Source organism: Streptomyces phyllanthi (assembly GCF_009377205.1).
In the GTDB taxonomy this organism is placed as follows: domain Bacteria; phylum Actinomycetota; class Actinomycetes; order Streptomycetales; family Streptomycetaceae; genus Streptomyces; species Streptomyces phyllanthi.
Genome location: NZ_VJZE01000577.1, coordinates 1 through 4,906 on the forward strand (window position 1 = coordinate 1; position 4,906 = coordinate 4,906).

Annotated in this window: 2 protein-coding genes; both read left to right on the forward strand. The window is 72.4% G+C overall.

Translation table 11 applies throughout. The features are described 5' to 3' along the window. Positions 1–365 precede the first annotated feature (365 nt). Positions 366–4,196, forward strand: coding sequence for an nSTAND1 domain-containing NTPase (locus FNH04_RS41205; RefSeq protein ID WP_152791305.1), 3,831 nt, complete (start codon positions 366–368; stop codon positions 4,194–4,196). Positions 4,197–4,331: 135 nt separating this feature from the next. Then, positions 4,332–4,727 (forward strand): nuclear transport factor 2 family protein, encoded by a 396-nt coding sequence (locus tag FNH04_RS41210; protein ID WP_152791306.1) that lies wholly within the window; start codon positions 4,332–4,334, stop codon positions 4,725–4,727. The last annotated feature ends 179 nt before the right edge of the window (positions 4,728–4,906 follow it).

A 4,906-nucleotide genomic window follows, 5' to 3' on the forward strand; every position in this document is an offset into this window, starting at 1 on the left:
CCGGATCCCCCCGCGTCCCCCGCAGCGCTCATCGGCAGCGTCACGGCCACCATCGCCGCCGTGCCGACGACCGCCAGCGCCGTACCCACGACGAGCCGTCGCAGGGCCGTACGACGCTCCCTCGCCTCTTGCCTTGCTCGTGCTCTCATGTCTCCCCCGTCGGTGGGTCGGGCGTCCCGGAGGTCTCCGGTGCTCCGGTGCCTCAAGTCCAGCCGCCCCGAGGGTTGTTCGGCAGGCCCCTTCCGCCACACCGAACAAAGACGTAAGGCCAGTTGGGGAGCGGTGAGCCCGCTTGCGGGCACCCGGACGGCTCTTTACCGTGACCGGGACACGGGGGGCACGGGGGACGAGAGGGAGACCTGAGCATGGGGCGTCGCGAGACTCCGCTGGACCCCGCGGCGGGCCCGGTCCAGCGCTTCGCGTACGAACTGCGCAAGCTGCGCCAGGAGGCGGACGGCCTCACGTACCGCGAGATGGCCCGCCGGGCCCACTACTCGGTGACGACCCTCTCCCAGGCGGCCGCCGGCGAGCAGCTTCCCTCCCTGGCCGTGACCCTGGCGTATGTGAAGGCCTGCGGCGGTGCCCCGGAGGAATGGGAGCGCCGCTGGCACGAGGCGTCCGAGGAGTCGGCGACGACCCTCGGGAACGACGAAGCCGCCGACGCGCCGTACCAGGGCCTGTCCCGCTACGAACCCGCCGACCACGACCGCTTCTTCGGCCGTGACGACCTGGTGGACGCCCTCCGCGCGCTGACCGCGTCACATCGCTTCACGGCGGTCTTCGGCCCGTCCGGCAGCGGCAAGTCGTCCCTGCTGCGGGCGGGCCTGATACCGACCCTCCAGAAGAGCGGACAGACCAGTCAGAGCGGACAGAGCAGTCAGAGCGGCCCGACCGGCCCGGCCGCCCTCCGTATCCTCACCCCCGGCGAACACCCCCTCCGCACGCACGAGGACGCGCTGAAACCGAAGGAGGACGGCGGCCCCGGCGACACCGTCCTCGTCGTCGACCAGTTCGAAGAGGTGTTCACACTCTGCCGGGACCAGGCGGAACGCACCCAGTTCATCGACCGCCTGCTCGCGGCCCGCACCGACCCCGGCAGCCGGCTGCGTGTCGTCATCGCGGTCCGGGCCGACTTCTACGGCCGCTGCGCCGAACACCGCGCCCTGGCCGACGCGCTGAGCGAGGCCAGTCTCCTGGTGGGCCCCATGACCCGGGCCGAACTGCGGGAGGCGGTGATCCGGCCCGCCCAGTCGGCGGGACTGATCGTCGAACGCGACCTGACCGCGCACCTCGTCGACGAGGTGGACGGCGAACCCGGCGGTCTGCCTCTCCTCTCCCACGCCCTGCGCGAGACCTGGCTACGGCGCCGGGGCCGGGCCCTGACGATGGCGGCGTACGAGGCGGCGGGCGGAGTACGCGGAGCGATCGCGAAGACGGCGGAGGACGTGTACGCCACCCTGTCCCCCGAGCAGGCGGCCCTGGCCCGGCAGCTCCTCCTCCGCCTGATCACGCCCGGCGAGGGCTCCCAGGACACGCGCCGCCCGGTCGACCGTACGGAACTGGACTTCGCGCCCGCCGGTGAAGTCGCCCTGGTCCTGGAGCGGTTGACCCGTGCCCGCCTGCTCACCCTCGACGACGACACGGTCGACCTCGCCCACGAGGCCCTGATCACCTCCTGGCCCCGGCTGCGCACCTGGATCGAGGAGACCCGCGAGCGCCTGCGCACCCACCGCCGTCTCACGGAGGCCGCCCGCGCCTGGGACGACCTGGGCCGCGACCCGGGCGCCCTCTACCGGGGCACCCGCCTCGCCACGGCCGATGAGCATCTCGCGGACCAGCCCCTGACCCCGCTGGAGGAGGCCTTCCTCACCGCGAGCCGCACCACTCGCACCACGGAACTGCGCCGTCGCCGCGGCCTGTTCACCGCCCTCGCCACGCTTCTCGTCCTCGCCCTCATCGCCGGGGTCACCGCCTGGCAGCAGTCCCGTACGAGCGACCGCCGCCACCGTGAGGCCGAGGCCCGGCGGATCGCGGCGGTGGCGGACAGCATGCGGGCCACCGATCCGGTGGCGGCGGCCCGGCTGAGCGTGGCGGCCTGGAAGCTCGCGCACACGGTCGAGACCCGCTCAGCCCTGCTGTCCGCGCTCAACCACCACGAACAGGACTCCTTCACCGTCCCGGAACGCGGCACCGACACCGCCGTCCGCCGGCTCACCGCGGACGGACGGACACTGGTGTCGGCGTCACGCGACCACGTCCGCGTCTGGGACCTGCGCACCCACCGCCGTACGCACAGCCACCCGGGACCCGGCAAGCGGCTGACCGGACCGTTGAACGACGTGATCAGTCCCGACGGCCGGACGATCGCGCTGTCGGGGACCAAGGGCGTGGCGCTGTGGGACATCCGCACCGGGCGGCTGACCGGGCGTCTGGACGGGATGGAGATGCCGACCGTCCGGTTCAGCCGCGACGGGCGCGTCCTCCTGGCGGACGACGGGGGTGCACTGCGTGTGTGGGACGTACGAAGCCGCCGGCTGTTGCTGCGCGTTCCCCTCGGGGAGGCGACCACGTGGGACGCGGTCCTCAGTGATGACGGCCGCAGGCTGGCGCTCTGCGCCGACCGGTACCCCTTGCGGATCTGGGACGTCGCCCGCCGCGGCACCCTGCGCCTGCCCTGGGCGGCGGAACTCGGGCGGGATTCCTGCGATCAGGTCCAGCTGGCCTTCTCGCCGGACGGCACGGACATCGCGCTCGCGTCCCCGACCGACATCACCGTCCGGGACATCACCACGGGTGAGGAACTCGCCGGGATGGAAGCGAGGACGCCCGGGGAGGTGCGGTTCAGCCCGGAGGGCGAGTTCCTGATCGCGATCGACGAGACGGGGGAGTTCCTGCTGTGGCGTCTGGCCTCCCCCGGGGCCACCCCGGTGTGGCGCCATTCCCTGGCCAATGAGACGGCCCACCATCACGAGGTCGACTTCGCGGCGGGCGAGATCCACTATCTGAACGGCTCGGGCACAGCCGTACGATCCCTGCGGCTGGGCCCGGCGATCACCTCCCGCTGGCGCTCACAGGCGGTGGACGACGCCCTGCTGTCACCGGACGGCCGGACGCTGGCCACCCTGCGCGTCGGCACGGACAAGGGGGACGAGCGGAGCGTCCGGCTGCAGGACACCCGCACCGGGAGGACCGTTCTGACGATGCCGCGGAAGCCGTGTTCCGACGACGATGCCACGGACGAGGCGGTGGACGACAGCGCGCCCGGCGACGCGACCGGAGCCGTGGAGCCGCCGCGGGTCACCGGCCCGGGGAACGCCGATGTCGTTCAGGTGACCATGGACTGCTCCAACCTGATGGCGTTCAGCGCCGACGGCCGCTTCTTCGCGTACGCGCCGAGCCATACCCTGTCGACCGACCCCTCGGGCCAGCGCATCACGGTGTGGGACCTCGCCACCCGCCGCGAACACGCGACCCTCGCCGTCCGCCCCGGCGCGAACACCGTGACCGGCGTCGTGGGACTCGCCCTCAGCGACGACGGCCGCACCCTGTTCGTCTCCCGGGAGGCGAACAGGCAGGTGGTGGAGGTCTGGGACCTACGGCGCGAACGACGCGCCCGGACGCTGAACGGCATTTCCGCGGCGGTCATGGCCGTCCGGGACGACCAGCGCACCCTGGTCGCCTCGCCGAACCGGGTCGCCGACCTCCGCACGGGACGCTCCGGTTATCGCGCTCTCGGCGACAACGAGCCCGCCGTTCTGGCCTTCAGCCCGGACGGGACGTACTTCGCGGCGGGCGATCGTCTGGGCCATGTGACGGTGTGGGACGGCGACGTGCGGAACCGCATCGGCGTGCTGGGCGGGACGGGATCGGACGAGATCATCACCGCGCTCGCCTTCTCCCCGGACGGTCGCACCCTGGCGGTCGCCGGCGACGAGGGTACGGTCCAGCTCTGGGACGTGGCCTCCAGCCGCCCCCTCGGCTCCGCCCTTCCGACCCCCGGCGACTCGCCCCTCACGCTCGCCTTCGACCGCGACGGCACCACGTTGTACGTCGCCGGGGAACACGTCCCGCTGCGGACGTACGATGTCGCTCCCGCCCACGTGGTCCGCCAGGTCTGCGAACGCGCCGGTTCGGGCCTGTCCCGCGCCGACTGGACGACGTACCTCCCGGACCTCCCGTACGAGCGCACGTGCTGAACGCCGTCACTCGGGAGTCCGGTGGTCCCGACGCCGTCACTCGGGGTTCCGGTGGTCCCGACGCCGTCGCCGCCGGACAATTACCTACATAGGCCACACATCGCCGACCCAACCCTCCGGAAGGTGGCGACCACCATGGCTGAGCACCCCCACGCCACACTGGTCCGCAAGGGCTACGACGCCTTCTCGCGCGGTGACATGGACACCCTGCGCGAGATCCTGTCGGGAGACTGCGCGCACCACGTACCCGGCGACCACCCCCTGTCCGGCGACTTCAAGGGCCAGGACTCCGTCCTCGACCTCTACCGCCGGCTGAACGAGGAGACGAGCGGCACGCTGCGCGTCGAACTGCGCAACGTCCTCGTCGACAACCGCGGCCACGCCGTGGCCCTGCACCGCTTCACCGCCGAGCGCGGCGACAAGCGGATCGACGAGACCGGTTGCCTCGTCTTCCGCATCGTCGGGGAGAAGGTCACCGACATCGACGAGTGCACCGAGGACCTCGACACGGTCAACGCGTTCTGGTCGTAACCCGCACCGGCCCACCGGGCCCCCGCGCACAACCACCGCACAACCCCGCACGCCCTCCAGGTGTCACACAGGTGAACGAATCGGACCCCCAATCCCCGGGGTCCGGCACCCACTTGGAGCCCCTGGAGCCGTCGTGCGCATACGGACCCGCACCGGAACCCGCACCCACACCCGCGCCC

Bases quoted from the DNA above. Each gene is read 5' to 3' on its own strand.
- FNH04_RS41205 (WP_152791305.1), top strand. From the start codon at position 366: ATGGGGCGTCGCGAGACTCCGCTGGACCCCGCGGCGGGCCCGGTCCAG.
- FNH04_RS41210 (WP_152791306.1), top strand. From the start codon at position 4,332: ATGGCTGAGCACCCCCACGCCACACTGGTCCGCAAGGGCTACGACGCC.